This is a genomic window from Priestia koreensis, assembly GCF_022646885.1.
Lineage (GTDB): Bacteria > Bacillota > Bacilli > Bacillales > Bacillaceae_H > Bacillus_AG > Bacillus_AG koreensis_A.
The window spans coordinates 4,040,142-4,065,175 of the sequence record NZ_CP061868.1 but is presented as its reverse complement, the minus strand read 5'-3'; the positions used below and the strand labels follow the sequence as shown (position 1 = coordinate 4,065,175).

Sequence of the window (25,034 nt, the reverse complement as noted above, 5' to 3'; positions counted from 1 at the left end):
GCTATTTAGCCAGGTTTTTTTATGAATCGAATTGTTCTCCGCGACGTTCTTTTTCCTGCTCATCGTACTTTCCTTTAAGATCATCATGAACGGTTTTTTCCCATAAAGGGACGTTCGTTTTGTAAGCCGCCCGTGCAATCAAATGTCCTGCAACGGGTGAAGTGACAAAGATGAAGATAATCCCTAAAATAAGGCGTCCGCTTAAAAAGCCTTTGTCTACCCAAAAGAATAAAGCAGTTCCACTTAGAACAGCCATAATACCGAGCGTAGCGCTTTTTGATGCGGCATGACTGCGTGTATACGTATCAGGTAGGCGGAATAACCCAATCGTTGTCACAAGGCTTAGCAGAGCACCGATTAAAATGATGATAACAGCGATATATTTAACGATTTCGATCATGCTCAATAATCTCTCCCTTCTCTAAAAATTTAGAAAAGGCGATTGTGCCCACAAAAGAGATAACCCCTAGTAAAAGAATAACTTCAAAAAATCCATCAGTTCGAAGTAGCACACACATGATGGCTGTGATGGCAATCAAGTTAATTCCAATCGCATCTAAAGCCATAACCCGGTCAGCAGTCGAAGGACCTTTAACAACCCTATAAACAAGTCCCATTGTAGCGATCGCGATAATGATTAAGGAAATGTGTAGAAGTGTTTCTAACATTATCGACTCACCTCCATAATGGCTTTTTCAAACGTGTTGTGAATATCGTCGATTACTTCATTTACATCTTCAATGTTAATTGCATGGATGTAAAGAATGGAATTATCATCGGAAATATCAATGACCAGTGTACCTGGAGTTAGCGTAATTAAGTTCGCGAGCGTCGTAATCTCCCAATCTTTTTTTACAGAGATCGGCAAAGCGAAAATACAAGGCTTAATATTGAGCTTCGGACGCAATACTTCTTTTAAGACATCAATATTCGCTTTTAATAACTCTCGTAGAAAAATGAGCAACAATTTAACGATGGCGTACACTTTTTCCATGTAAAATCGTCGATCGAAAAACCGGCGGAATAAAAATAAAATGATGATCCCTAATATATATCCTCCTACAAAAGTGGGACCGTCCCATGTGTTTTTTAAGAATACCCACACAAATGCAATTAAAAAATTTAAAACAATTTGAAAGGCCATGTTTTATCTACTCCTTCAATACAGACTGAATATATGACATCGGATCAGCTAACGTTTTAGCTGCTTCTGTAATATAAGGTAGGGCCCATTCTGTTCCAATTCCTAATACAACGGATAGTCCAACTAAAATCGAAATAGGAAGCAACAACCCTTTTGTAGACCCTTTCTCCTGTGATGCCTCTAAAACTCGTTCTCCCCAGAAGCACGTCATAAAAATCTTCATTGCAGAGTAGAGAACTAACAAACTCGATAACAGCATTACGCCTACAAACACATAACTATGAGACTGTAGACCGCTCTGTACGAGCATAAACTTTCCAATGAATCCACTGAGAGGTGGAATACCTGCAAGTGACAGAATGGAGAGGAAGAATAACCAGCCCATAAACGGATGGTGCTTGATCAGTCCCCCCATTTTTCGCATATCTGCGGTCCCTGTAACGCTAATCACAGCTCCGCATAATAAGAAGAGGGCTCCTTTAATGATCATATCGTGAACAAGATAATAAATAGATCCTGTAAAGCCGCCAACGGTTCCGATGGTTAGACCATATAAAATAACGCCTACTGCCACAATAATATTGTAAATGACGATCTTTTCAATATCATGATAAGCAACGGCTCCAATGGTTCCAACAATAATTGTTAAAATAGCCAAGTAGCCAATAATCGGATGAGTGAACGCTTGGTCATGAATAAAAATAAGAGTAAATACACGGAAAATCGCATATAGCCCAACTTTTGTTAGTAAAGCACCGAAAAGGGCCGAAATGACAGGCGGTGGCGCTTTATAAGAGCCGGGAAGCCAGAAGTACAGCGGGAAAATGCCGCCCTTTAGACCGAATACAACTAGCAGTAACATCGCGATGACGGTAATAATCCCTTGATCACCGGCTGCTGTAATGCGAAGAGCTAAATCCGCCATGTTTAACGTTCCAGTTACCGCATAAAGATAAGCGACAGAAATCACGAACAAAGCAGATGACACAACATTTACGAGAATGTACTTAATAGACTCTTTTAATTGAATTTTCGTTCCGCCCAAAATAATGAGCACATAAGACGACATTAACATCACTTCGAAAAACACAAAGAGGTTAAACAGATCACCTGTCAAGAAGGCACCGAATACCCCTGTAATTAAAAAGTGAACGAACGGATAAAAATAGAATCGCTCTCTCGCTTCGCCAATGGATCGAAAAGCAAAAAGAACGGCACAAAGGGCAATAATGCTTGTCGTAGCCACAAGGAGAGCTGAAAGCATGTCCGCAACTAATACAATCCCAAAAGGAGGCTTCCAGTTTCCAAGCTCATGCGTCAAGATGCCCTTTGTATGGACAAGATGCACCAAGTAAAACGATGCAACGACTGTTAATAATAGAGATAACGAGCTAATCCAGCGCTGTACGCGGATTTTATCTTTGAAAAATAATAAAACAATGCCGCTAAACATGGTCATGATGAGAGGGAGGATAACAAAATTACTCATGGTCTTCAGTTCCTCTCAGTTTATCCATATCGTCCGTCCCAAGCTCCTGATACGCACGGTATGCAAGCACTAGAAATAGCGCTGTCACCCCAAAGCTAATAACGATTGCGGTTAAAATCAATGCTTGAGGTAATGGATCTGTATAGGAGGCGGCATTTTCTCCTAACAGAGGAACGGTTCCTTTTTTCAAACCACCCATCGTTAAAATAAGAAGATGAGCACCATGGCTTAAAAGACCTGTTCCAATAATAATTCGAATGAGGCTGCGTGATAAAATTAAGTACGTTGCAGCCATAAATAAAATTCCTGATATAATCGCCATTAATACTTCCATTATTCGCTCTCTCCAATCGTTTGAATAATGGTCATTGTAATTCCTACAACAACAAGATATACACCTAGGTCAAAGATCGTAGCGGTTGCAAGCTCTGTCTCACCAATAATAGGGAGTGTAAAGTGACCAAAAGCATGAGTGAGAAAGGGAACGTGAAAGAAAAACGAACCGATACCCGTTCCTAATGCGACTAGTAACCCTACAGGAATAAGCATTTTATAGTCAAACGGAATGACGGTGCTCATTGTTTTAATGTCAAACGCAAGCAACATTAAAACGAGTGCAGAAGAGGTTAAAAGACCGCCAACAAATCCGCCACCCGGTCCAAAGTGCCCCCCTAGGAAAATATAAAAAGAAAAAATCATGATAATAAACGTTACAAATTTAGCAGCCGTTTGGAGAATGATGTCATTGCTTTTCATTTTCATTTTCATTTCTCCTTTCGAGCTGAAGTTTAATTAAGGCAAAGATTCCAAACGCGGCAATACCGAGAACGGTAATCTCAAATAGCGTATCAAATCCACGAAAATCTACTAAAATGACGTTTACGACATTTTTGCCGCCTGCTTCCCGGTAGCTTTCTTTTAAGAAATACTCAGAAATGGACGTGAAAAGTCGGTTACTATTTGCTGATAGAGCAACCAGTGTAACGACAACTCCTACTCCAAGTGAAATGAGGAAGTTTGTCAGGCGAAATGTCAGCTTTTTATTTCGCTTCAATTGTGGCAAGTAGTAAAAACATAACAAGAATAACGCTACAGATATGGTTTCAATCACAAGCTGTGTAAGAGCCAGATCTGGTGCACGGAATAAGACAAAAAACAAGGCAACCGTATATCCAACGACCCCTAATGAAATAATCGCTGTTAAGCGCGATTTTGATAGAAGGGTGGTAATAGTTGCTGCCACCGTCACAAGAGCTAAAATGGCTTCGTACACGCCAATTGGTGCTACGTTGCTGAAATTAAATTGAAACGCATTCTTTGCCCACATGGTTCCTAAGACAAGAACGATAAAGAAAGAGAAAATATAGACAAGGTAATCACGAATGAACCCGGTCATAAAGAATGACGTTATGCTTTTTGATCCTTGTTCAATTCCTTTTAATAGGCCGTTATACAGATTATTTAAAGTGAATTTTTTAGGAAGCAAATCGTATATTTTTGTCCATTTCTTTAGCGTTACAAACAGCAAAATTCCAATGAGAATGACCCCGAGAGTCATGGCAATTTCAAGGTTGAGTCCATGCCAGAACTGAATGTTGATATAGAATCGCTCGCCGCCCTGTACAAGCTGAGGAGCAATGGCCGACATGGCTGGTTCGATAATCGTATAAGCCAAGATATTAGGGAAAAACCCAAAAACAATGACAAGCGAAGCTAGTATAATGGGAGAAATAAGCATCCCAATCGGTGCCTCGTGAGGCTTCTTCGCTAATTTTTCTGGTTGATAGGCTCCTGTAAATGTTTTAAATACAAGAATGATGCTATACAGGAATGTGAAAATACTTCCTATCCATGCGATGATTGGGAACAGTACCCCCCACGTTTCTAAATGGTAAATATCCATCTCCATTACGTTCGTCATCGCGGTAAAGAACATCTCTTTACTTAAAAATCCATTGAAAGGGGGAATACCAGCCATGGAGAGCCCACCAATTAATGCAATGGTAAAGCTAATGGGCATGATGCTCATTAGTCCTCCGAGTTTTCTAATGTCTCTTGTTCCTGTCTCGTGATCAATAATCCCAACGATCATAAACAGACTTCCTTTAAAAGTCGCATGATTGATTAAGTGGAAGACGGCTGCCGTTAAGGCAATCACATAAAAGTTATCATCCAAGTAGTCATAGTGAAGGGCGGCACTTCCGACCCCGATTAGCGACATGATCAGTCCGAGCTGACTAATGGTCGAAAACGCTAAAATTCCTTTTAAATCTTTTTGCTTGATAGCAGAAAAAGATCCCCAGAACAACGTAATACTTCCGACTATTCCAACCGTAATAAACCATACTGCATTATCAGAGAAAATTGGGCTCATGCGTGCCAATAGGTAAATTCCGGCTTTGACCATCGTTGCCGAATGAAGGTATGCACTGACTGGTGTCGGTGCCTCCATGGCATCCGGTAACCAAATGTGAAATGGAAATTGGGCGGATTTTGTAAATGCTCCAAGGAGAAAAAGAATAAGAGCAGGGATAAAAAGCTCATGAGAGGTGATCACCTCAATTTGTGAAGACATTTCTTGAATACTGAACGTACCCGTTATAATGTACAACAAAGAAATTCCTGCGAGCATTGATAAACCACCAAAGACCGTAATGACCAGTGATTTTTGTGCACCGCTTGTGGACTTTTTGCGCTCATACCAAAAGCCAATTAGTAAGAAAGAAGATAAGCTTGTAAGCTCCCAAAAACTATAAAGAACGATCAAGTTATCAGACAACACCACTCCTAGCATTGCACCCATAAAAAGGAGCAAATACACGTAAAAGGAATGAAGCGCCTCTTTTGCTTTTGATAGATAGAAAATGGAATAAAGAATCACCAAAGCACCGATTCCACTAATAAGCAAAGCAAACAGTAAACTAAGTCCATCTATATGCGCTGTGAAATTAACGTGAAGGCTAGGAATCCATTTCAGTGTTTTAGTATACACATCCCCGTTTTGATTCATCGGGATAAAATGTAGAAAATACCCAAACAAGACGGCGGGGAGGGGAAACACAAACCAGCCTGTATGTATACGACGGAAGTTCTTATAGAAAAGTGGAATAAACACCGCCAGTATAAAAGGTGAAAGTATTGCTAAATGAAGCCAAGACAATGTACGAACCTCCTTTAAAAAGTATAGTTGGTAATATCTAGCCTTGATTATATACTAATCTTTTTTCGCGTGCATCCTTGCTACTCATATAGTATCAACCGTTTTTCAAACCTTATTAAATAAATAGAAACTCGGTTTTATTTGCATCAAAAAAAATTTATTTTGGGCATATTTTTTAATCAATTTGGCATCCTAATGATGAGGTGATGATTCGGTGTATAAGAACCACATCCTTGTTGGTTTGTCTATATTCGGAGTTTTTTTGACGGGTGGCTATGTACTAAATAACAAACTTGCAAGAGAATACAGAAATGATCAAATACGTCCCATTAGCTATTACTACATGCAAGGAATTAATGGAGAAAAGTCTATCCTATTGGATCAATCGATTATGCGATTACCAACGTTTAAACCACGAGAATACGTAAAGATCGAACCACGAACGTATGAGTTGATGAAAGCGGAAGATGGGTCTTCTTTCAAATAATCTTCCTCAATACACAACTTCCATGTATAGGTAACTGCCTTCCTTAACTACAAATATTGAACGTAACACCTATACCCTTGTATAAAAAAGGAAAACAAATCCGTGTTTTCTCTTCCATAGAGTAGGGAAAAATTCAGTGGGGACCACTATGAGAACCATCGAGTTTATTTGACTTTATGTAGTGGATTATGTTTAATTAAGTTTGTACTAAACCCCTATATTTTTCTGACTATTTTTCTGGGTTTTAAAAGGATATAGAAAGAAAATAAATCACTTTTAAATGGAGGAAAATACACATGACACATGTTCGTTTTGACTATTCAAAAGCACTGTCTTTTTTCAGTGAACATGAACTTACATACTTACGCGATGCAGTAAAAGTAGCTCACCATGCTCTTCATGAACAAACAGGAGCAGGTAGCGATTTCTTAGGATGGGTAGACCTTCCGGTAGATTATGACAAGGAAGAGTTTGCTCGCATTCAAAAGTCTGCGGAAAAAATTAAGCAAGATTCTGATATCCTACTAGTAGTGGGAATTGGTGGTTCTTATCTTGGAGCTCGTGCGGCGGTTGAAGCGTTGCAACATTCGTTCTATAATGTTCTTCCGAAAGAGAAACGTACGACACCACAAGTTTTATTTGTAGGTAACAACATCAGCTCTACGTACATGAGAGATTTAATGGATCTATTAGAAGGAAAAGACTTCTCTATTAACGTTATCTCTAAGTCAGGTACAACAACAGAGCCAGCACTAGCTTTCCGTATTTTCCGCAAGCTATTAGAAGAAAAATACGGTGTTGAAGAAGCTCGTAAGCGTATCTATGCAACAACAGATAAAGAGCGCGGAGCTCTAAAAACGTTAGCAGATGCTGAAGGCTACGAAACGTTCGTTATTCCTGATGATGTAGGTGGACGCTATTCTGTTCTTACAGCTGTTGGTTTATTGCCAATTGCAGCTAGTGGTGCAGACATTGAAGCAATGATGAAAGGTGCAGCAGATGCACGCGAAGCGTTCTCAAAATCAGAGTTAGAGGAAAACCCAGCGTATCAATATGCGGCAGCTCGTAACGTCCTTTATAACAAAGGAAAAACAATTGAGATGCTTATTAACTATGAGCCAGGTCTTCAATACTTCTCTGAGTGGTGGAAACAACTATTCGGTGAGAGCGAAGGGAAAGACCAAAAAGGGATTTATCCTTCATCAGCAAACTTCTCAACAGATCTTCACTCTTTAGGACAGTATGTTCAAGAAGGTCGTCGTGACATTTTTGAAACGGTTGTTCAAGTGGAAAAACCACGTCATGAACTAACGATTGAAAAAGATGCAGATGATTTAGATGGACTAAACTACCTAGCAGGTGAAACAGTTGATTTTGTTAATAACAAAGCGTTTGAAGGAACGTTATTAGCACATACTGATGGCGGTGTTCCAAACTTTATTGTGACACTTCCAGAGCTTGATGCTTATACGTTCGGTTATGTGGTTTATTTCTTCGAAAAAGCTTGTGCGATGAGCGGTTATCTACTAGGAGTTAACCCATTCGATCAACCAGGCGTTGAGGCTTATAAAGTGAACATGTTTGCTTTATTAGGTAAGCCTGGATTTGAAGAGAAAAAAGCAGAACTAGAAAAACGCTTAAAATAATAAAAAAAGGTGATCCAATGGGTCACCTTTTTTATATGTTTTCCTTCCTCCTTAGGCTTATAGAATAGTGCCCATTGGAAAAGCTAATAGCAAAAGGAGTGGTAATCATGATTGAACTAACATCAAGAATAGATGGTGAAACCTTTAAGCTTTTTTATCTAGAGGAGAAATTAAAGCCGCTAGGATACACAATAGGAGGAGGTTGGGACTACGATCACGGTTCATTTGATTACAAAATCGATGATGAAGTAGGCTATCAATTTCTTCGTGTCCCTTTTGTTGCCATTGATGGAGCGTTAGATACAAAAGGAACAACTGTCCGAATTCAGACGCCCTTGCTTTTATCACATAAATATCAAATTGGACTTGATGATCATGTTCATGTAGGTAATCTAAAGGCATCCATTGACCAATTTGCGGAACCGCAAGATCCCGATGCCCAGTTTCCAGAGAAATATGTAGATCTTGGATGTTCTCTCGTTCGAGAATTAGAAGAAGTGTTGCTTAAGTAATCGAATTTTTCTCGTCATCTCGTACCTATGATACAAAAAGAGATGACTTTTTTTATGGTGTCGAAAAGAACGTGTCGTACATGACGTTGCTTATTAATTGATTCGTATTGATGACCTTGTTTGCCCCGGCGTGTTTGGCATTCACGACTTGTTCAGACGTTAAAATTTCAATGATGCTGTGAATAGAAGGGTTAATCCCTTTAATAGCAATCAAAATTAAAATACTCTGCATATCGGCTAGTGCTTCTGCTTTGAAAGGATCAGAGGTAATTAATACTTTATCTGCCCCTGCGATGTTGGCTTTTTCTAGTACAGATGTGTAGGTAGGATTTCCTTTTACGAAATAAACGTTTTCGCAAACCATTGGGTTCTCCGTTAACGAATTATCGATTAATACAATCCTATGTTCGCCTTTATCAATTTTAAAATGATCAATAAATTGCTTTGTTCGTTCATTCCATCCAATGATTACGTAATGCTTCGTTCCTTTATATGAAAGAGTTCCCTCCATGTAAGCATTCTCCTTTGCGACGACAATTGACGATAATGTAAAAAAATACGTGCTAATAAATCCGCAACCGAGCAAAATCAGTATAATCCCTATAACTCTTCCCGCAATTGTTTCCGGCGCAAAGTCTCCGTATCCGACTGTAGCAATGGTCACAACAGACCACCAAATTCCATCGAAAATCGTCTTAAACTGGTTTGGCTCCAACCAATGAATAATGGCCCCGGCAGTAAAAATAAAAAATAAGGCAATAACAGCTAAACGATATAAGATTGAATGACGAAAAAAACGAAATAAAAGTGCCTCAAACAATGAAAAACCTCCTAACCCTGTGCTGTCTCTTTTACATTATGTCCAGCAAGGATAGGAGGTATAATTAAAATTTCTATTTAGGAATGCATCTCATTACTTTGTAGGTGGTTGGAAATACTCAATCCATTCACCGTCTGGGCCGTAGAAGAATAAATACTTCGCCCCGTTCGGCAAGTGCTGAATGTCATTGTACACAAATTCAACGTTTGCTTGCTCTAGGCGGTGGAGCTCCTCTTCGATATGATCAACTGTAAAGGCAATATGGTGCACCTTACCTTCAGCAGGAAGAGAAGGGTTGTATCCCTCAATAAATTCTACAATAATTTCATTGTTTAACCCTAAAAAAGCTAGTTTCAAATTCGAATCGCTATGAGGTAAGCGTTCAATTAGTTCTAATCCTACTACTTCTTGATAAAATGTGATTGATGCTTCGATATCCTTTACTTGAATACCCACGTGCTCAAATTTCTTAATACTCATGATCGGCCTCCTAGGTTCAAAAACTAAAAATTAGTTTAATTCAGACAATAGATTCTGTCAATGAAAGAAGACCGATTTCAATCACATAGATTCATGAACTACAAAAAGTACAGGTAGCTGATCGTTTGCTGTAAAGCGCCTTGCATTTTAAAAAGTAGACTTAGCCAACTATTGAATTCGGTTTGTTAGAGAATTAATTGGATACAACGTACCGTCTAGCGCAAATGAAATGCGGCCCGTTTCTTCAGAGACAACGAGTACGAGTGCATCAGTTTGTTCCGATAATCCAATTGCAGCACGATGTCTAGTCCCTAATTTTTTGTTCGTCACCGCAATTGACGATAGAGGAAGTACGTTTGCTGCAGATACAATGTGATTCCCTCTAATTAATACCGCCCCATCATGCAGTGGATTTCCGGGGTAGAAAATCGCTTCTAGTAGTAAGCTGTTCAAAGGAGCTTCAATCGGTATGCCTCGTTGAATAAAAATGTCTAGATTTGTATCTCTCTCAATAATAATTAGGGCACCGTGATAGCGCTCTGACATATGATGGATTGCGATTGAAAGCATTGGATGATGAGAGGTGAAAGGTGATAAGTATTGCTGTAAATAGTACGAGGATGCTACTGACTGAATATCAATGAATAGCTTGTACATTTCTTCAAAATCACACAGAAGACAGTGGTCCTTTGTATTAAGACTGCTGGCTAACTGATGGGCTTCAAGTGATATTTCATTTAAATTACGTTCAAGCATTTCTTTAATGGAAGCTGTAAGCGTGTAAGATTCTGGCTTCATTGTTTTAATCTCCTTAAAACCAATGTTTTGCGATGAAATGTCATGGCGTTGAAGAACTAGTTCTACTATTTGCGAAATATCTCGATTTATTCGCTAAAACCACTGTTTTTTTAATTTTGTAATTGTTTTTTAATGGAAAAATATTTTGATTTTGCTATACTCGAAACATAAGCCGCTGCTGTTCTCAGAAGAACGTTATCGGAAGTTGCAGAATCACACTCTTCATGGGGTGTGGAAAGGCAGAGGCTGGTGAGCTTTGTTGAGGACATTAGGTTCCATTATTTTATAGAGCTGATTGAATCTTTATTTTGACAGTTCTTAACTGAAGAAGGAGAGGTAGTTGTGCATCCGTCTGACAAACATGAAAAATCATTACTTATGTTGTGTGGAGTGGTTGCAGTTATTCTGCTAGTTTCTATTTTGAGAAAAATTTTTTAATAATAAGGAACGAGCTGTTCTTTGTTATTTCTGTATAACTTAAGATGGAGTAAGAAACCGCTGTTGAAAGAGCATAGTTGACAAACATTCTAAATATGTTAAAATTTCTAAAAAAACAAACTTATCCAGAGTGGGGGAGGGAACTGGCCCAAAGAACCCCGGCAACCTGTATAGAAGCAAGGTGCCAAATCCAGCAAAATGCAAGACATTTTGAAAGATAAGGTTACTTTCGCCTGTAAAAGTCTTTCATTCATGAAAGGCTTTTTTATTTTCATCACTTTTCACCTAGATGAATAGACTATGCTAACTTGATGTATATAGCAAAGTAGATTGAATCCTTCTTTTAAAACCACCTTTTTTGATCGGTAAACAAGACATAGGGGGACTGAAAATGAATGAGAAGCTTGTATATGATACGTGGGGAAAAGCAGATATTCCAACGTTTTCTAGTGAGAGCGATACGAAAGGCGCACTTGAAACCCTCCAGTGGGCATACGGCCATTACGGAGATACGCTCGTCTATGCGTGTAGCTTTGGGATCGAAGCCATTGTTTTATTAGATTTAATTTCGAAGGTAAAGCCAGATGCTAAAATTGTTTTTTTAGATACAAACCTTCATTTCAAAGAAACGTATGAAACCATTGAAAAAATTCAAGAGCGGTTTCCAAGGTTGAACATCCATCTTCAACAGCCAGGTTTAACATTAGAAGAGCAAGCTGAAAAGCACGGAGAAGAGCTTTGGAAGACGAATCCTAACTTATGCTGTGAGATTCGTAAGGTTATTCCGTTACGTAAAGCCGTAGAGTCTCACGAGGCATGGATTACGGGACTTAGACGCGAACAATCGGAATCCCGAAAGAACACAAATTTTTTAAATCAAGATCATAAATTTAAACGTATTAAAGTTTGTCCGTTAATCCACTGGACATGGAAAGAAGTTTGGCGGTACGTCTATAAGCATGACTTGCCTTATAACAAACTGCATGACCAAGGGTATCCAAGTATCGGTTGTGCGCCATGCACGTTACCAACACACAACATGGAAGACCTAAGAGCAGGAAGATGGTCCGGTCATCAGAAAGTGGAATGTGGCCTTCATGAGTCCGCCCCAAATTCATAATCTTTTTTTGAATATAAAACCAACTAAACAGATCGAAATTATATTAGGAGAGTGTTACGTATGACGACTATTGCAGCACACGGTGGAACCTTAATTAATTTATTTGATCCAACTTACTCATATGATTCTTTCGGGAAAGAGATTGAGCTAGATAACATTGGTTTAAGTGATTTAGAGCTGATTGGAATTGGTGGATATAGTCCGTTAACTGGCTTTCTAGGAAAAGCGGATTACGAATCGGTCGTTGAAAACATGAAGCTTGCAGACGGAACGGTATGGAGTATTCCCATTACTCTTCCTGTAACAAAAGATCAAGCGAATTCTTTTTCAATCGGTGATCAAATTAAACTATCTAAAGATGGTGTTGTATACGGCGTGTTAGAGCTGACAGAAATCTACGAGCCGAATAAAGAAAAAGAAGCACAAAACGTATATCAAACTACTGATAGGGAGCATCCAGGCGTTAAAAAATTATTTGAGCGTCCAGATGTTTATGTAGCAGGCCCTATTAAATTAATTAAGAGAACAGAGAAACAGCGTTTTCAAACCTATCATTTAGATCCGGTTGAAACACGTCAGAAATTTGAAGATTTAGGCTGGAAAACGGTTGTTGGATTCCAAACGCGTAATCCTGTTCATCGTGCGCACGAATACATCCAAAAAACAGCATTAGAAATTGTCGATGGATTGTTCTTAAACCCGCTTGTTGGAGAAACGAAGTCAGATGATATTCCAGCCGATATTCGTATGGAGAGCTATGAAGTGTTGTTAGAGAACTATTATCCGAAAGACCGCGTAGCTCTTGCTGTGTTCCCAGCTGCAATGAGATATGCAGGTCCTCGTGAAGCAATTTTCCATGCGCTTGTACGAAAAAACTTTGGATGCACGCACTTTATCGTCGGAAGAGATCATGCTGGAGTGGGAAATTATTATGGAACGTATGACGCTCAGAAGATTTTTAGTCACTTTACTGCTGAGGAGCTAGGTATAACGCCATTGTTCTTCGAGCACAGCTTCTACTGCACGAAATGTGAAGGAATGGCTTCCACGAAAACATGCCCGCACGAAAAAGAAGATCACGTCATCCTTTCAGGAACAAAAGTAAGAGAAATGTTGCGTAACGGGGAAATTCCACCAAGTACATTCAGTCGAAAAGAAGTTATTGAAGTGTTAATTAACGGCTTGCGTCAACAAGTGACATCTTAAGAAGAAAGGGTGAATGAGTATGGGAGAGTCTACTAATATTGTTTGGCATAATTCGAATGTAACCAAGGAAGAGAGACGAGAGAAAAATCAGCACCATAGCTTCGTTCTGTGGTTTACAGGTCTATCAGGGTCTGGGAAATCTACGGTCGCAAATGCTGTAGCAAGAGCGCTGTTTGATCAAGGAATTGGAAATTACGTGTTAGATGGCGATAACATTCGATTTGGTTTAAATAAAAATTTAGGGTTTTCAGATGATGATCGCAAGGAAAACATTCGACGTATCGGAGAAGTAGCGAAGTTGTTTGTAGATAGTGGGCAAGCGGTGTTAACGGCGTTCATTTCCCCATTTCAAGAAGATCGTGATCAGGTAAGAACAATTTTAGGGGAAGATGAATTTGTTGAGATCTTTGTAAAATGTCCGTTAGACGAATGTGAGAAGCGTGATCCAAAAGGACTTTATAAAAAGGCTCGCAGCGGTGAAATTAAGCAATTTACGGGAATTGATTCTCCGTACGAAGCGCCTAATCGGGCGGAGCTAGTTGTAGAGACGGATAAACATGACATCGAAGAATGTGTTCAGCTTGTACTTAATTATTTAAAAGAGAGAAGATTTATTTAAATCCATGGTACAAAAAAGCCCTTGATCACGTTCTTCATGATTAAGGGCTTTATTAAATGGTTTTTCAGAGAGGGGCAGTTCAGTGGGGAAAGTGTATTTAGTAGGAGCAGGTCCAGGTGATCCAGAACTAATTACAGTTAAAGGAATGAAATGCATTCAGCAGGCAGATGTGATCTTATACGATCGCCTAATCAACAAAGAACTTTTGCAATATGCAAAGCGGGACGCAGATTTCATTTACTGTGGCAAACTGCCTAATGATCATACGATGACACAAGAGACAATTAATAGCTGCCTTGTCAGGTATGCATTGGAAGGGAAGGTTGTCACGAGACTAAAAGGAGGAGATCCTTTTGTGTTCGGACGAGGTGGAGAAGAAGCGGAAGCGCTTGTTCACCATAACATTGAATTTGAAGTTGTACCAGGTATCACATCAGGTATAGCCGCAGCAGCGTATGCAGGCATTCCAGTGACTCATCGAGACTATAGCGGAAGTTTTGCATTCGTCACAGGTCACCGGAAAGATCAAGGTGATGAAGTGAAATGGAAGAGCTTGGCGCAAGGGATTGATACACTAGCGATCTACATGGGTGTTAGCCAGTTGCCTTCTATTTGTGAAACCTTAATAAAATACGGAAAAGCTGCTTCTACACCAGTGGCCTTAATTCATTGGGGAACTTACGGCAAACAAAAAACGGTAACGGGAACCTTGGCGAACATTGTGAGCATCGTAAAGGATGAAAATATCCAAAATCCGAGTATGATAATAATAGGAGAGGTCGTTCGTCTTCGAGAAACATTGCAGTGGTTTGAAAAGAAAACAATGCCGCTCTACGAATATGCATAAAGTAGGTGAAGAAAGATGAAAGCAATTCTATACGTGTGCCACGGAACAAGAGTGAAAGAAGGGGAGGAACAGGCGAAGCAATTTATTGAACGTTGCAAGGGAAAAATGGACGTCTCGATCCAGGAAGTAAGTTTTCTAGAGCTGTCTTCTCCGACAATCGAGCAGGGCTTTCGAACTTGTGTAGAAAAAGGAGCGACAGAAATTGTGGTTATTCCTATTCTTCTGCTGACAGCCGGTCATGCAAAAGAAGATATTCCACAAGAACTCCAAAAAGTACAGAATAAGTTTCCGCATATTAATGTGAAATATGGACGACCGTTTGGTGTTCATCAGAAGATTATTCAGCTGCTGCTTCAGAGAATTAGTGAGACAAACAGGGAGATTCAAAGTGACGCACGTCTTCTGCTAGTAGGAAGGGGAAGTACAGATCCCGATACGAAAAGGGATTTTTCACTTATTGTAGAAGCTCTAAAGAAGGAAAGTCCGTTTAAGGATATCGACGTGTGCTTTTTGGCTGCTACAGATCCAACGTTTGAGGAGGGCCTGATAAAAGCAAAGCAGTCACAAAATTCACAGGTGTTTGTTGTCCCGTATTTATTATTTACCGGCGTGCTAATGAAAGGGATGCAAAAGACGTTGAAGAATTATTCAGATGAGAAACAGGAGTTTATTTTATCAAACTACCTAGGCTATCATCCTCTTTTAGAAGAGGTGCTACATGAGCGCGTGTATGAACAAATCGTATCAGACGGGAGAAGCTAACATGTACTCGGTTTCGTTACATTTAAAAGGCAAAAAAGTCGTAGTTGCTGGTGGAGGGAAAATAGCAACGAGGAAAATTCGCTCGTTGCTGAAAGAAGAAGCAAACATTACCGTTATTTCTCCCCACATATCCGAGGAGATTTTGCACTGGCGAACGGAGAAAAGGATTAAGGTATATGAGAGAGAGGTCATCCCTTCGGATTTTAAGGATGCGTTTCTCACGTTTCTCGCAACGAATGATGAGGCGCTTAATGAAAAGTTAGCGCGCAGTCTACCTCCCAATCAGCTTGTTAGTGTGGCAAGCAACTATGAGTGTGGAAATTTCAGCGTGCCTGCTCAACTAAAGAGAGGGAAGCTATCAGTGGCCATCTCTACAAGCGGTGCGAGTCCTTCTCTTGCAAAAGAAATTCGCAATGACCTAGAGATCTTGTTTAGCGATGAGTATATTCAATACGTTGAATTTCTTGATCAGTGTCGGAAGATTATTAAATCATTAAAGGTAGATCATGCGCAAAAAGAAACATGGTTAAAGCTTATTGTAGAAGAGAGATTTAAAAATGAGCAGGAGATACGTGAAGAGTTTTTAGCGTACATAAAACAAAAATGAAGAGGATGGGGTGCTGTTCAAACACCTGACCTCTTCATTTTTATTAGCTTTCAACTTCAATACTCTTTACTCCGTCAATTCCTTGTATATCGTAGTACACATCTGTTGCGATCCGCTTGTTCGAGACGTGTATACTAGCTTGAAGAAGGACGAGTTCACCTTCTAAATCTTTAATTCGAATATTTTTTACACGGATATCTTTTAAAATAATTTGTTCAATAATGCTTGTGGCATTCTGGTCATAGGAAATCTTTAATCGTAGGATAAGTTCTTTTTCGAGCAATCGGCGTGGACCGATAAAAGTGAACAAATAAGGAATTAGTTCAACGCTTAAAATGAGCAATACCAGGCCAGAGATTGCTTCAATAAAAAATCCTGCTCCTACGGCAATTCCAATTCCAGCAGCTCCCCATATAATGGCAGCGGTCGTTAATCCAGAAATACTGTCATTCCCTCTTCGTAATATAACACCAGCACCTAAAAAACCGATTCCAGAAACAATTTGTGCCGCTAAACGCATTGGATCCATTGTGATATGATCAATTTTCTTAAAGGCATAGGCTGATTCAATGGAGACCATTGTAAGAAGACAGCTTACAATGGAGATAACGAGAGAGGTTTTTAATCCAACGGGTTTTCCTTTTAATTCACGCTCTAGCCCGATGATCAATCCAAGTAAAGCGGAAACACCTAGTTTAATAAATACATCGTACATATTGTATTCCAATGTCATCACCTAAATTCGTCGATAGTTAAAGGGTATTCTTACATAAATATGTGCTATAGGATAGGAATATGTAAAGAGGCAAATGAAGAAAAAGATGATTTTTCATTTGCCTCCCTTTATTCATGAATAAATTAAATCGTTGTAAAGTAATCTTTCATTCCTTCACGGAGCTTGTATTTTTGAATTTTTCCAGAAGCGGTCATAGGAAATTCTGAGACGAATAAAATGTACTCGGGTATTTTATAATGAGCAATTTTCCCTCTGCAAAATTCTTTAATATCTTGTTCCGTGACGGAACAATTATCCTTTAAAATAATACAGGCGCCTACTCTCTCCCCGTATTTTTCGTCGGGAACTCCAATAACTTGAACATCAAAAATAGAGGGGTGTTGATACAAAAACTCTTCTATCTCTCTTGGATAAACATTTTCTCCTCCACGAATGATCATATCTTTTAATCGACCAGTAATTTTAATATATCCTTCTGAGTCAGCTGTTGCTAAGTCACCCGTATGTAGCCATCCATCTTCATCAATAGCGCTATCTGTCGCTTCTGGCATTTTATAATAGCCCTTCATTACAAGGTAGCCCCTTGTACACAGTTCGCCCTGTTCCCCGACGTTTACGGTTTCATTTGTAATAGGATCTACAATTTTAATCTCTACGTGTGGGTGTACTTTCCCAACTGTTTCTACTTTTTTCATAATAGAATCAAGCGGTGTGGTTTGTGTAATGACAGGAGAGGACTCTGTTTGACCGTAGGCGATCGTAATGTCTGTCATGTTCATTTCGTTCATCACCTTTTTCATCACTTCAATCGGACATGGCGACCCTGCCATAATTCCTGTCCGAAGAGTGGATAAATCGTATTGTTTAAAGTTAGGATGATTTAGCTCAGAAATAAACATGGTGGGAACCCCTTGGAGCGCAGTACATTTTTCTTTTTCAACTGTTTGCAATACAACTTCTGGGTCAAATTCTATCACTGGTGCCATTGTTGCTCCTACAGACACAGAAGCGAGCGTTGACATTACACACCCAAAACAATGAAAGAGTGGAACTGGTATGCAAAGAATATCAGTAGAACGTAATCCCATCGACTGAGCAACAAGAAACCCATTGTTTACAATATTGTGGTGTGTGAGCATCACACCTTTTGGGAAACCTGTCGTTCCCGACGTATATTGCATATTAATCACATCGCTAGGAATAGGGAGCTGCTCGCATTCAGACAACTCTTCATCCGTAACAGAATAGTGGCCATCTAAAAACTGTGACCAAGTAGGGAAAGAAGATGTTGTCTCTGACGTAATCCGGACGAAATTTTTCAAAGCTGGCAGTTGGGATGGAGAATGTCTTTTTGATTGGTAGAGCTTTTCTACAATAGATAAATAAGAAGTAGTTTTAAATTCATCGATGAAAAATAGCGTAGAGGTATCTGACTGCTTAAGTAGATATTCAAGCTCGTGTTCTTGATAACTCGTATTAATTGTAACTAGTACCGCTCCAATACGTGCGGAAGCGAATTGAAGAAGAATCCATTCAGGAACGTTAGTTGCCCAAATAGCAATATGCTCTCCTTTTTTTATGCCTAGGTTCAATAAAGCTTTTGCGACAAGAGTTGTTGCATCGTAAAATTCCTGGTAGGTATATCGAATATTCTCCTTAGAATAGACAATGGCTTCTTTCTCTTTAAATAATGAAGCCGTTTCCTTCAATAATTGCCCGATCGTTTGGTTTTTCAGCATAAAGGCCTCCTTAGCGTATAAAAAAATGTTCTCCTTTTCATCAAATGATGATAAAAATAAAATGTAAGAAGGATTAACATCATCTTAACAAAAAGTTAGAATATTTCAAAAATAAATATTCGACAAATTATGAAGAGGAGGACGTTAATGCAAAAGCAGCTCTTAAAAGTGTACGGAGTTCTGTTTGTGGGTGTGCTCTCTATCTCCACATCAGCCATATTAGTAAAGTTTTCACATGCTCCTTCAGGGGTCATTGCTTTTTATCGCTTGTTATTTTCTGTGTTACTTTTGCTCCCTTTTGTTGCATGGCGTGGAGGGGGGATAGAGGGTATTAAGAAGTTTACGAGGAGAGAATGGGGATTATCCTTTTTATCGGGTCTATTTTTGGCTCTACACTTCATCTTGTGGTTTGAATCACTTCGTTATACGTCTGTAGCTAGTTCTGTAGTAATTGTTACACTTCAGCCCCTATTTGCTTTTGTAGGAGCCTATTTTATTTTCAAAGAGAAAGTAAGTAAAAAGGGAATTGTTTGTGGAATGAGCGCAATTATCGGCAGTACAATTATTAGTTGGGGAGATTTTCGTATTAGTGGTGGAGCTATGTACGGAGACTTTCTAGCACTAGTTGCCTGTGCGTTAGTCACCGCCTATTTATTAATTGGGCAAAAGGTCCGAAACAAAACGTCTCTACTATCCTATACTTTTATTGTTTATACGAGTAGCACGGTTGTGTTACTTCTTTACGTAATGATAAAGGGTGAGCCGTTAGTTGGTTATAAGCTAGATGAATGGGTGTACTTTGTCTTACTGGCGGTATTTCCAACTCTCTTAGGACATTCTCTATTTAATTGGTCAGTGAAATATGTGAGCACTTCAACCGTATCAATGGTAATTCTATTAGAGCCTGTAGGAGCCGTGTGGTTAGCGTACATATTATTGGATGAGAAAGTCATGACCACACAATTACTAGGAGGACTTCTCATTTTTCTCGGGGTTGTTTTCTTTATGCTAGACAAAAAGAAAGATACCCATCCTGTGAAGAAGGGTATCAATTATTAGTAAAGGGACTGAAAATGAGAAGCAAGTAAGGAGAAGGTAAGCCCTAGAGAAGAAAAAGTAATCATTGAAAGTCCGTTTACTTTTTCTTTTTCCTCTTGATTACATATATCAATCGCTTCCCAGTAGGCAGCGTAGATCAGAATGATAGACATGCTAATACATACAATGAGTGCTAGTTGAATGAGATTGAACATTTATAAACCTCCCGTTAGCTGTAATCTATTAAAAAGATATGTAAGCTAGAAATGATATATTCACACTTTTCGTAGTGAGATCAAAAATGATAGAAAGAGGAGGTTTGATCATTGCATATCTAGTGAAAGATGGAATTACAAGAAACTTATTGGAGGTAGTATATTTCTTCTATAAAAAATGATAAGATAAGGTACAAGCTGTTTTTTAAACTTTTTTTAAAAAAGGTATTGCGTCTAATAAAAAGAGATGATATATTATTACTTGTCGCTAAGACAACACGATACAAAACAAAACGTCAAAAAAACTTTTTGAAAAAGTTGTTGACAATGAGATTTGTAAGTGGTAAGATAATAAAGTCGCTTACGAGCGAGATGAACTTTGAAAACTGAACAAAACAAGCAAAACGTCAACGTTTTAAAAGTAAGACAACAAATGAGCAAGTCAAACATTTCTTCGGAGAGTTTGATCCTGGCTCAGGACGAACGCTGGCGGCGTGCCTAATACATGCAAGTCGAGCGGACTTGTTAGAAGCTTGCTTCTAACAAGTTAGCGGCGGACGGGTGAGTAACACGTGGGTAACCTGCCTGTAAGATGGGAATAACTCCGGGAAACCGGAGCTAATACCGAATAACACTTTCGCTCGCATGAGCGGATGTTAAAAGACGGTTTCGGCTGTCACTTACAGATGGACCCGCGGCGCATTAGCTAGTTGGTGAGGTAACGGCTCACCAAGGCGACGATGCGTAGCCGACCTGAGAGGGTGATCGGCCACACTGGGACTGAGACACGGCCCAGACTCCTACGGGAGGCAGCAGTAGGGAATCTTCCGCAATGGACGAAAGTCTGACGGAGCAACGCCGCGTGAGTGATGAAGGTTTTCGGATCGTAAAACTCTGTTGTTAGGGAAGAACAAGTACGAGAGTAACTGCTCGTACCTTGACGGTACCTAACCAGAAAGCCACGGCTAACTACGTGCCAGCAGCCGCGGTAATACGTAGGTGGCAAGCGTTGTCCGGAATTATTGGGCGTAAAGCGCGCGCAGGCGGTTCCTTAAGTCTGATGTGAAAGCCCACGGCTCAACCGTGGAGGGTCATTGGAAACTGGGGAACTTGAGTGCAGAAGAGGAAAGCGGAATTCCACGTGTAGCGGTGAAATGCGTAGAGATGTGGAGGAACACCAGTGGCGAAGGCGGCTTTCTGGTCTGTAACTGACGCTGAGGCGCGAAAGCGTGGGGAGCAAACAGGATTAGATACCCTGGTAGTCCACGCCGTAAACGATGAGTGCTAAGTGTTAGAGGGTTTCCGCCCTTTAGTGCTGCAGCTAACGCATTAAGCACTCCGCCTGGGGAGTACGGCCGCAAGGCTGAAACTCAAAGGAATTGACGGGGGCCCGCACAAGCGGTGGAGCATGTGGTTTAATTCGAAGCAACGCGAAGAACCTTACCAGGTCTTGACATCCTTTGACCACTCTAGAGATAGAGCTTTCCCCTTCGGGGGACAAAGTGACAGGTGGTGCATGGTTGTCGTCAGCTCGTGTCGTGAGATGTTGGGTTAAGTCCCGCAACGAGCGCAACCCTTGATCTTAGTTGCCAGCATTAAGTTGGGCACTCTAAGGTGACTGCCGGTGACAAACCGGAGGAAGGTGGGGATGACGTCAAATCATCATGCCCCTTATGACCTGGGCTACACACGTGCTACAATGGATGATACAAAGGGTTGCGAAGCCGCGAGGTGAAGCTAATCTCATAAAATCATTCTCAGTTCGGATTGTAGGCTGCAACTCGCCTACATGAAGCTGGAATCGCTAGTAATCGCGGATCAGCATGCCGCGGTGAATACGTTCCCGGGCCTTGTACACACCGCCCGTCACACCACGAGAGTTTGTAACACCCGAAGTCGGTGGGGTAACCGTAAGGAGCCAGCCGCCTAAGGTGGGACAGATGATTGGGGTGAAGTCGTAACAAGGTAGCCGTATCGGAAGGTGCGGCTGGATCACCTCCTTTCTAAGGAAAATTGCTTGAACCACGTGTTCAGCAACAAACAACGTGACGTCGTTTTGTTCAGTTTTGAAGGTTCATTGAGAACTTTCAATAAGAAGTCTTTTGATCACGTCGTGATCATGAGGCAGTTGTTCTTTGAAAACTAGATAGCAAGAATGTTAAGGAAAACAAAGTGTAACACTTTTTGAAATAACCAATACGGTTAAGTTAGAAAGGGCGCACGGTGGATGCCTTGGCACTAGGAGCCGATGAAGGACGGGACTAACACCGATATGCTTCGGGGAGCTGTAAGTAAGCTTTGATCCGGAGATTTCCGAATGGGGAAACCCATCATTCGTAATGGAATGATATCTTCTTCTGAATACATAGGAAGTTGAAGGCAGACCCGGGGAACTGAAACATCTAAGTACCCGGAGGAAAGGAAAGCAAACGCGATTTCCTGAGTAGCGGCGAGCGAAACGGAATTAGCCCAAACCAAGAGGCTTGCCTCTTGGGGTTGTAGGACACTCTATACGGAGTTACAAAGGAACGAGGTAAATGAAGAGGTCTGGAAAGGCCCGTCAAAGAAGGTAACAACCCTGTAGTTGAAACCTCGTTCTCTCTTGAGTGGATCCTGAGTACGGCGGAACACGTGAAATTCCGTCGGAAGCAGGGAGGACCATCTCCCAAGGCTAAATACTTCCTAGTGACCGATAGTGAACCAGTACCGTGAGGGAAAGGTGAAAAGCACCCCGGAAGGGGAGTGAAAGAGATCCTGAAACCGTGTGCCTACAAGTAGTCAGAGCCCGTTAACGGGTGATGGCGTGCCTTTTGTAGAATGAACCGGCGAGTTACGATCCCATGCAAGGTTAAGTCGATGAGACGGAGCCGCAGCGAAAGCGAGTCTGAATAGGGCGATTTGAGTATGTGGTCGTAGACCCGAAACCAGGTGATCTACCCATGTCCAGGGTGAAGTTCAGGTAACACTGAATGGAGGCCCGAACCCACGCACGTTGAAAAGTGCGGGGATGAGGTGTGGGTAGCGGAGAAATTCCAATCGAACTTGGAGATAGCTGGTTCTCTCCGAAATAGCTTTAGGGCTAGCCTCAAGGTGAGAGTTTTGGAGGTAGAGCACTGATTGGACTAGGGGCCCCCAACGGGTTACCGAATTCAGTCAAACTCCGAATGCCAAAAACTTATCCTTGGGAGTCAGACTGCGAGTGATAAGATCCGTAGTCAAGAGGGAAACAGCCCAGACCACCAGCTAAGGTCCCAAAGTATACGTTAAGTGGAAAAGGATGTGGAGTTGCTTAGACAACCAGGATGTTGGCTTAGAAGCAGCCACCATTTAAAGAGTGCGTAATAGCTCACTGGTCGAGTGACTCTGCGCCGAAAATGTACCGGGGCTAAACGTATCACCGAAGCTGTGGATTGACATCTTATGATGTCAGTGGTAGGAGAGCGTTCTAAGTGCTGTGAAGCTAGACCGTAAGGACTGGTGGAGCGCTTAGAAGTGAGAATGCCGGTATGAGTAGCGAAAGACAAGTGAGAATCTTGTCCACCGAATGCCTAAGGTTTCCTGAGGAAGGCTCGTCCGCTCAGGGTTAGTCGGGACCTAAGCCGAGGCCGAAAGGCGTAGGCGATGGCCAACAGGTTGATATTCCTGTACTACCTCCCCACCGTTTGAGCAATGGGGGGACGCAGGAGGATAGGGTAGGCGCACTGCTGGATATGTGCGTTCAAGCAGTAAGGCTGATGAGTAGGCAAATCCGCTCATCATGAAGGCTGAGCTGTGATGACGAGGGAATTATAGTACCGAAGCTCCTGATTTCACACTGCCAAGAAAAGCCTCTAGCGAGGTGGGAGGTACCCGTACCGCAAACCGACACAGGTAGGCGAGGAGAGAATCCTAAGGTGATCGAGAGAACTCTCGTTAAGGAACTCGGCAAAATGACCCCGTAACTTCGGGAGAAGGGGTGCTCTGTTAGGGTGCAAGCCCGAGAGAGCCGCAGTGAATAGGCCCAGGCGACTGTTTAGCAAAAACACAGGTCTCTGCGAAGCCGTAAGGCGAAGTATAGGGGCTGACACCTGCCCGGTGCTGGAAGGTTAAGAGGAGAGGTTAGCGCAAGCGAAGCTTTGAATCGAAGCCCCAGTAAACGGCGGCCGTAACTATAACGGTCCTAAGGTAGCGAAATTCCTTGTCGGGTAAGTTCCGACCCGCACGAAAGGTGTAACGATCTGGGCACTGTCTCAACGAGAGACTCGGTGAAATTATAGTACCTGTGAAGATGCAGGTTACCCGCGACAGGACGGAAAGACCCCGTGGAGCTTTACTGTAGCCTGATATTGAATTTTGGTACAGCTTGTACAGGATAGGTAGGAGCCTGAGAAGCCGGAGCGCTAGCTTCGGTGGAGGCGTCGGTGGGATACTACCCTGGCTGTATTGACATTCTAACCCACAGCCCTGATCGGGCTGGGAGACAGTGTCAGGTGGGCAGTTTGACTGGGGCGGTCGCCTCCTAAAGAGTAACGGAGGCGCCCAAAGGTTCCCTCAGAATGGTTGGAAATCATTCGTAGAGTGTAAAGGCACAAGGGAGCTTGACTGCGAGACCTACAAGTCGAGCAGGGACGAAAGTCGGGCTTAGTGATCCGGTGGTTCCGCATGGAAGGGCCATCGCTCAACGGATAAAAGCTACCCCGGGGATAACAGGCTTATCTCCCCCAAGAGTCCACATCGACGGGGAGGTTTGGCACCTCGATGTCGGCTCATCGCATCCTGGGGCTGTAGTCGGTCCCAAGGGTTGGGCTGTTCGCCCATTAAAGCGGTACGCGAGCTGGGTTCAGAACGTCGTGAGACAGTTCGGTCCCTATCCGTCGTGGGCGTAGGAAATTTGAGAGGAGCTGTCCTTAGTACGAGAGGACCGGGATGGACACACCGCTGGTGTACCAGTTGTCTTGCCAAAGGCATCGCTGGGTAGCTATGTGTGGACGGGATAAGTGCTGAAAGCATCTAAGCATGAAGCCCCCCTCAAGATGAGATTTCCCATAGCGCAAGCTAGTAAGATCCCTGAAAGACGATCAGGTAGATAGGTCTGAGGTGGAAGCGTGGCGACACGTGCAGCTGACAGATACTAATCGATCGAGGACTTAACCAAAATGTTTCTCCTTAACAATTGTTATCTAGTTTTGAAA

The 25,034-nt window shown here is 41.5% G+C and carries 23 protein-coding genes, 2 rRNA genes and 1 riboswitch; of the genes, 12 read left to right on the top strand and 13 right to left on the bottom strand.

Translation table 11 applies throughout. The features are described 5' to 3' along the window. Window positions 1–19 precede the first annotated feature (19 nt). From mnhG to IE339_RS21325, 7 genes are read right to left on the bottom strand one after another with little or no spacing between them, the layout of a single operon-like run. Window positions 20–400: a monovalent cation/H(+) antiporter subunit G gene (mnhG, locus tag IE339_RS21355; protein ID WP_242170968.1), complete on the bottom strand. Its 381-nt coding sequence runs from the start codon at window positions 398–400 to the stop codon at window positions 20–22. Continuing rightward, window positions 384–668 (bottom strand): Na(+)/H(+) antiporter subunit F1, encoded by a 285-nt coding sequence (locus IE339_RS21350; protein WP_053400247.1) that lies wholly within the window; start codon window positions 666–668, stop codon window positions 384–386. Before IE339_RS21350 ends, mnhG begins: the two co-directional genes overlap by 17 nt. Further along, window positions 668–1,144: a Na+/H+ antiporter subunit E gene (locus IE339_RS21345; RefSeq protein WP_242170966.1), complete on the bottom strand. Its 477-nt coding sequence runs from the start codon at window positions 1,142–1,144 to the stop codon at window positions 668–670. The genes IE339_RS21350 and IE339_RS21345 overlap by 1 nt, the downstream gene beginning before the upstream one ends. A gap of 7 nt (window positions 1,145–1,151) precedes the next feature. Continuing rightward, window positions 1,152–2,633 (bottom strand): Na+/H+ antiporter subunit D, encoded by a 1,482-nt coding sequence (locus IE339_RS21340; protein ID WP_242170964.1) that lies wholly within the window; start codon window positions 2,631–2,633, stop codon window positions 1,152–1,154. After that, window positions 2,626–2,967 carry a Na(+)/H(+) antiporter subunit C gene (locus IE339_RS21335; RefSeq protein ID WP_053400250.1) on the bottom strand — a complete coding sequence of 114 codons (342 nt, stop codon included), beginning with the start codon at window positions 2,965–2,967 and terminating at the stop codon, window positions 2,626–2,628. The genes IE339_RS21340 and IE339_RS21335 overlap by 8 nt, the downstream gene beginning before the upstream one ends. Then, window positions 2,967–3,389, bottom strand: a complete 423-nt coding sequence (locus IE339_RS21330; protein ID WP_242176274.1) for a Na(+)/H(+) antiporter subunit B — start codon at window positions 3,387–3,389, stop codon at window positions 2,967–2,969. The genes IE339_RS21335 and IE339_RS21330 overlap by 1 nt, the downstream gene beginning before the upstream one ends. After that, window positions 3,376–5,793 (bottom strand): Na+/H+ antiporter subunit A, encoded by a 2,418-nt coding sequence (locus IE339_RS21325; protein ID WP_242170962.1) that lies wholly within the window; start codon window positions 5,791–5,793, stop codon window positions 3,376–3,378. The genes IE339_RS21330 and IE339_RS21325 overlap by 14 nt, the downstream gene beginning before the upstream one ends. A gap of 214 nt (window positions 5,794–6,007) precedes the next feature. Here IE339_RS21325 and IE339_RS21320 point away from each other — a divergent pair, with 214 nt between their 5' ends. The 3 genes from IE339_RS21320 to IE339_RS21310 all read left to right on the top strand — a co-directional run bounded on the left by IE339_RS21320 (window position 6,008) and on the right by IE339_RS21310 (window position 8,438). Then, a complete protein-coding gene (locus IE339_RS21320; protein WP_242170959.1) occupies window positions 6,008–6,280 on the top strand; it encodes a hypothetical protein in 273 nt (90 codons plus the stop codon). A gap of 296 nt (window positions 6,281–6,576) precedes the next feature. Then, the gene (locus IE339_RS21315; RefSeq protein ID WP_053400254.1) at window positions 6,577–7,926 is read left to right on the top strand and encodes a glucose-6-phosphate isomerase; all 1,350 of its coding nucleotides are present in this window, start codon (window positions 6,577–6,579) and stop codon (window positions 7,924–7,926) included. 107 nt (window positions 7,927–8,033) lie between these two features. Continuing rightward, window positions 8,034–8,438 (top strand): YugN-like family protein, encoded by a 405-nt coding sequence (locus IE339_RS21310; RefSeq protein WP_242170957.1) that lies wholly within the window; start codon window positions 8,034–8,036, stop codon window positions 8,436–8,438. 52 nt (window positions 8,439–8,490) lie between these two features. Here the strand turns inward: IE339_RS21310 and IE339_RS21305 are convergent, their stop codons facing one another. The 3 genes from IE339_RS21305 to cdaS form a co-directional block, all read right to left on the bottom strand. Continuing rightward, the gene (locus IE339_RS21305) at window positions 8,491–9,258 is read right to left on the bottom strand and encodes an ion channel (protein WP_242170955.1); all 768 of its coding nucleotides are present in this window, start codon (window positions 9,256–9,258) and stop codon (window positions 8,491–8,493) included. A gap of 93 nt (window positions 9,259–9,351) precedes the next feature. After that, complete coding sequence (locus tag IE339_RS21300; RefSeq protein WP_242170953.1) at window positions 9,352–9,738, bottom strand: VOC family protein; 387 nt, start codon at window positions 9,736–9,738, stop codon at window positions 9,352–9,354. 168 nt (window positions 9,739–9,906) lie between these two features. Beyond that, window positions 9,907–10,536: a sporulation-specific diadenylate cyclase CdaS gene (gene cdaS, locus IE339_RS21295; RefSeq protein ID WP_242170951.1), complete on the bottom strand. Its 630-nt coding sequence runs from the start codon at window positions 10,534–10,536 to the stop codon at window positions 9,907–9,909. 556 nt (window positions 10,537–11,092) lie between these two features. Continuing rightward, window positions 11,093–11,198, top strand: a riboswitch (SAM riboswitch). Window positions 11,199–11,365: 167 nt separating this feature from the next. On the opposite strand from cdaS, the gene IE339_RS21290 reads away from it, so the two are divergent. From IE339_RS21290 to IE339_RS21265, 6 genes are all read left to right on the top strand, one after another. Then, the gene (locus tag IE339_RS21290; protein WP_242170948.1) at window positions 11,366–12,094 is read left to right on the top strand and encodes a phosphoadenylyl-sulfate reductase; all 729 of its coding nucleotides are present in this window, start codon (window positions 11,366–11,368) and stop codon (window positions 12,092–12,094) included. A gap of 60 nt (window positions 12,095–12,154) precedes the next feature. Then, on the top strand, window positions 12,155–13,300 hold the full coding sequence (gene sat / locus IE339_RS21285; RefSeq protein WP_242170946.1) for a sulfate adenylyltransferase: 1,146 nt from the start codon (window positions 12,155–12,157) through the stop codon (window positions 13,298–13,300). 19 nt (window positions 13,301–13,319) lie between these two features. Next, window positions 13,320–13,919, top strand: a complete 600-nt coding sequence (cysC, locus tag IE339_RS21280) for an adenylyl-sulfate kinase (RefSeq protein ID WP_242176273.1) — start codon at window positions 13,320–13,322, stop codon at window positions 13,917–13,919. Between the two features lie 82 nt (window positions 13,920–14,001). Continuing rightward, window positions 14,002–14,766, top strand: coding sequence for a uroporphyrinogen-III C-methyltransferase (gene cobA / locus IE339_RS21275; RefSeq protein ID WP_242170944.1), 765 nt, complete (start codon window positions 14,002–14,004; stop codon window positions 14,764–14,766). 15 nt (window positions 14,767–14,781) lie between these two features. Continuing rightward, a complete protein-coding gene (locus IE339_RS21270) occupies window positions 14,782–15,528 on the top strand; it encodes a sirohydrochlorin chelatase (RefSeq protein WP_242170941.1) in 747 nt (248 codons plus the stop codon). Then, window positions 15,497–16,135, top strand: a complete 639-nt coding sequence (locus IE339_RS21265; RefSeq protein WP_242170938.1) for a precorrin-2 dehydrogenase/sirohydrochlorin ferrochelatase family protein — start codon at window positions 15,497–15,499, stop codon at window positions 16,133–16,135. Before IE339_RS21270 ends, IE339_RS21265 begins: the two co-directional genes overlap by 32 nt. A 43-nt stretch (window positions 16,136–16,178) precedes the next feature. On the opposite strand, the gene IE339_RS21260 is transcribed toward IE339_RS21265, so the two are convergent. Both IE339_RS21260 and IE339_RS21255 read right to left on the bottom strand, forming a co-directional pair. After that, the gene (locus IE339_RS21260) at window positions 16,179–16,850 is read right to left on the bottom strand and encodes an MgtC/SapB family protein (protein WP_242176272.1); all 672 of its coding nucleotides are present in this window, start codon (window positions 16,848–16,850) and stop codon (window positions 16,179–16,181) included. A 143-nt stretch (window positions 16,851–16,993) separates the two neighbouring features. Next, window positions 16,994–18,610 carry an AMP-binding protein gene (locus tag IE339_RS21255; protein ID WP_242170935.1) on the bottom strand — a complete coding sequence of 539 codons (1,617 nt, stop codon included), beginning with the start codon at window positions 18,608–18,610 and terminating at the stop codon, window positions 16,994–16,996. 147 nt (window positions 18,611–18,757) lie between these two features. Here IE339_RS21255 and IE339_RS21250 point away from each other — a divergent pair, with 147 nt between their 5' ends. Beyond that, window positions 18,758–19,669 (top strand): DMT family transporter, encoded by a 912-nt coding sequence (locus IE339_RS21250; RefSeq protein WP_242170932.1) that lies wholly within the window; start codon window positions 18,758–18,760, stop codon window positions 19,667–19,669. Here the strand turns inward: IE339_RS21250 and IE339_RS21245 are convergent. After that, window positions 19,666–19,863 carry a hypothetical protein gene (locus IE339_RS21245; protein ID WP_242170929.1) on the bottom strand — a complete coding sequence of 66 codons (198 nt, stop codon included), beginning with the start codon at window positions 19,861–19,863 and terminating at the stop codon, window positions 19,666–19,668. The genes IE339_RS21250 and IE339_RS21245 overlap by 4 nt on opposite strands. A 451-nt stretch (window positions 19,864–20,314) precedes the next feature. Here IE339_RS21245 and IE339_RS21240 point away from each other — a divergent pair. Beyond that, window positions 20,315–21,866: ribosomal RNA gene (locus IE339_RS21240) — 16S ribosomal RNA — on the top strand. 197 nt (window positions 21,867–22,063) lie between these two features. After that, window positions 22,064–24,997: ribosomal RNA gene (locus IE339_RS21235) — 23S ribosomal RNA — on the top strand. The 16S and 23S rRNA genes sit together here, the layout of an rRNA operon. Window positions 24,998–25,034: the final 37 nt, after the last annotated feature.

Excerpts from the sequence above, each read along its gene's own strand:
- mnhG (WP_242170968.1), bottom strand. The coding sequence starts at position 400 with ATGATCGAAATCGTTAAATATATCGCTGTTATCATCATTTTAATCGGT.
- IE339_RS21350 (WP_053400247.1), bottom strand. The coding sequence starts at position 668 with ATGTTAGAAACACTTCTACACATTTCCTTAATCATTATCGCGATCGCT.
- IE339_RS21345 (WP_242170966.1), bottom strand. The coding sequence starts at position 1,144 with ATGGCCTTTCAAATTGTTTTAAATTTTTTAATTGCATTTGTGTGGGTA.
- IE339_RS21340 (WP_242170964.1), bottom strand. The coding sequence starts at position 2,633 with ATGAGTAATTTTGTTATCCTCCCTCTCATCATGACCATGTTTAGCGGC.
- IE339_RS21335 (WP_053400250.1), bottom strand. The coding sequence starts at position 2,967 with ATGGAAGTATTAATGGCGATTATATCAGGAATTTTATTTATGGCTGCA.
- IE339_RS21330 (WP_242176274.1), bottom strand. The coding sequence starts at position 3,389 with ATGAAAAGCAATGACATCATTCTCCAAACGGCTGCTAAATTTGTAACG.
- IE339_RS21315 (WP_053400254.1), top strand. The coding sequence starts at position 6,577 with ATGACACATGTTCGTTTTGACTATTCAAAAGCACTGTCTTTTTTCAGT.
- IE339_RS21310 (WP_242170957.1), top strand. The coding sequence starts at position 8,034 with ATGATTGAACTAACATCAAGAATAGATGGTGAAACCTTTAAGCTTTTT.
- IE339_RS21300 (WP_242170953.1), bottom strand. The coding sequence starts at position 9,738 with ATGAGTATTAAGAAATTTGAGCACGTGGGTATTCAAGTAAAGGATATC.
- cdaS (WP_242170951.1), bottom strand. The coding sequence starts at position 10,536 with ATGAAGCCAGAATCTTACACGCTTACAGCTTCCATTAAAGAAATGCTT.
- IE339_RS21290 (WP_242170948.1), top strand. The coding sequence starts at position 11,366 with ATGAATGAGAAGCTTGTATATGATACGTGGGGAAAAGCAGATATTCCA.
- sat (WP_242170946.1), top strand. The coding sequence starts at position 12,155 with ATGACGACTATTGCAGCACACGGTGGAACCTTAATTAATTTATTTGAT.
- cysC (WP_242176273.1), top strand. The coding sequence starts at position 13,320 with ATGGGAGAGTCTACTAATATTGTTTGGCATAATTCGAATGTAACCAAG.
- IE339_RS21270 (WP_242170941.1), top strand. The coding sequence starts at position 14,782 with ATGAAAGCAATTCTATACGTGTGCCACGGAACAAGAGTGAAAGAAGGG.
- IE339_RS21265 (WP_242170938.1), top strand. The coding sequence starts at position 15,497 with ATGAACAAATCGTATCAGACGGGAGAAGCTAACATGTACTCGGTTTCG.
- IE339_RS21260 (WP_242176272.1), bottom strand. The coding sequence starts at position 16,850 with ATGTACGATGTATTTATTAAACTAGGTGTTTCCGCTTTACTTGGATTG.
- IE339_RS21255 (WP_242170935.1), bottom strand. The coding sequence starts at position 18,610 with ATGCTGAAAAACCAAACGATCGGGCAATTATTGAAGGAAACGGCTTCA.
- IE339_RS21250 (WP_242170932.1), top strand. The coding sequence starts at position 18,758 with ATGCAAAAGCAGCTCTTAAAAGTGTACGGAGTTCTGTTTGTGGGTGTG.
- IE339_RS21245 (WP_242170929.1), bottom strand. The coding sequence starts at position 19,863 with ATGTTCAATCTCATTCAACTAGCACTCATTGTATGTATTAGCATGTCT.